This window comes from Nonomuraea sp. NPDC049625, assembly GCF_040675285.1.
Lineage (GTDB): Bacteria > Actinomycetota > Actinomycetes > Streptosporangiales > Streptosporangiaceae > Nonomuraea > Nonomuraea angiospora_A.
The window spans coordinates 359,628-361,506 of record NZ_JBFAOQ010000016.1 but is presented as its reverse complement, the minus strand read 5'-3'; the positions used below and the strand labels follow the sequence as shown (position 1 = coordinate 361,506).

The window sequence follows — 1,879 nt, the reverse complement described above, 5'->3', positions numbered from 1 at the left end:
ACGTTGGCGCGTCGGTCATGCTTGTGGATTCACATGATCACCGGGACGGTACACCCCTTCCCAGTGATCCACAGATCTCAAGCATTGCTCCCGTCCCTTCCGAGCGGCCCGCCAGCGCCAAAACCTGCTGCAACACCGGGGCCCCTAGGGTGTTACGGCCTGCCTTCCGCGCGCAGCGCGCTCAGAAAGGCGTGGTTCACAACAAGACCGTCACCGACCCACTACCGATGATCCGCCTACACGATCTACGCCACGTGCATGCGACCCTGCTGCTCCTGGCCGGCGTCCCCGTACACGTCGTCGCGGCCCGCCTCGGCCACGCCGACCCCGCGATCACCCTCCGCGTCTACGCCCATGTGATCCGCTCGGCTGAGACGGCCGCCGCTGACATCTTCGCCCACGCTCTGGAGAGCGGACCATAACCAACTCAACCAGCGCTCAGGCCCTTGTGCTCCGACGCAGGGGCCTGCAACATTTCCCCTGCCGCCGACGCGGGCCGCCGTCTCCAAAGACCACGAGGTGAGACGTTGGTGCCGACGTGGATCCTCAGGTCACGTCGGGCCTGCTCGTAGAAATAGTCTCGCGCCGCCCCGGCATCCGCGTAGACCGACGCCCACTCCTCGGGGTCGTTCCGGCTACCGTGAGCGAACTCTTCCATTCGAAGCGCAAGAGAGTGCCATGCGCGTCCCGCCTCGATTGTCTTGTCATCGCCAAGCAGCAGGACCGATTCCCATTTGGCCGAGCGCTCAAATGCGACGCGGGCGAGCTCCTTGAGACTCTCCTCAACATCGACCTTGTTCACGATCCTGAACCGAGTGTTGACACCTCGCGCTGCGGCTATCTCGGCCGACATCTGAATCACCGCCTTGACGGAGTGCGCGTACTCCGCGTAAGCCTTTCGGCGTTCCTCATCCCACCGAGTCGTCTGTTGCCGGTTCCAACGGACACGCTCTACCAGGTAGGTAGCCATATAGGAGCCCACTGCACCGACGATCACTCCCAGTAGGGCGGGGAGTTGCGAGAGTAAGACGTCCACAGCCCCATGCTGCATCACAACGATCATCTGGGCGAGCGCCCGTTAGCAGAAGTGTTAGCAAAAGGCCCTCCCGGATCATCTGGAAGGGCCTCTGACCTGGAGCCGCCTTGGCGGATTCGAACCCCAGACCCCTTCATTACGAGCAAAATCAAGGACTTGCTCATCCTCCCCCGCCGAGGAGGTGACCTGCCTTTTGTGGTCCGTCAGAGTCCGTGGACGTCCATGATCGAACGTCCTCGTTGTCACCCCCGGTTCGTCACCCGGTCGGGTCGGCAAGACCTTCGAGCGCCAGGCACAAAGATGCGGCTCAGCGCGGCTTTGCCGACCGGATCGCTCTCAGGCCGCATGCCTGGTGAGCGGCAGGCGCACGGCTGGGTGACGGCGCCCAGCGCCGCCGCCCCTTGATCCCCATGAGATCCATTCGGCAGGGCACTGGACGCCGTTTGTACTCATTCCTTCAGTTCGGTCTTGGCGGCGAACAGAGTTCCCCGTTCCGTGCCCTGCCCCCGGCGAATGTTCAGCCCCTCCTTGCGGAAGCTGATCCAGCCTTCACCGTCAGTCAGTCCCCGCACGACTCTGGTTTTCACGATGTCGTGGGTCGCATAACCGACGTCCAGATGAGTCAGGTGGCTGTTGTCCTTCCGGTGGACTTTGAGCCCCTCCACGGGGAAGGTGATCCATCCGTCGTCGGCGCTTCGTCCTTGCACCCATTCGGTGTTGATGCCGTTGAGGTCAGCCTTGTCGGCGTGCACGGTTCCCCAAGCTCCGCTTCCGTTGCGGACATCGAGCCCGTCCTTGGGGAAGGTGATCTTTCCGTCGTCGGCGCTTCTCCCCTGCACCCAT

The 1,879-nt window shown here is 63.1% G+C and carries 3 protein-coding genes; 1 reads left to right on the top strand and 2 read right to left on the bottom strand.

The features are described from left to right. Window positions 1-17: 17 nt before the first annotated feature. Entirely contained in the window at window positions 18-422 is a 405-nt protein-coding gene (locus AB0J87_RS49595; protein ID WP_363979291.1) for a tyrosine-type recombinase/integrase, read from the top strand. Between the two features lie 5 nt (window positions 423-427). On the opposite strand, the gene AB0J87_RS49590 is transcribed toward AB0J87_RS49595, so the two are convergent. After that, the gene (locus tag AB0J87_RS49590) at window positions 428-1,036 is read right to left on the bottom strand and encodes a hypothetical protein (protein ID WP_363979270.1); all 609 of its coding nucleotides are present in this window, start codon (window positions 1,034-1,036) and stop codon (window positions 428-430) included. Between the two features lie 449 nt (window positions 1,037-1,485). Continuing rightward, on the bottom strand, window positions 1,486-1,879 hold a 394-nt coding region (locus tag AB0J87_RS49585; RefSeq protein ID WP_363979267.1), incomplete at its 5' end, for a hypothetical protein.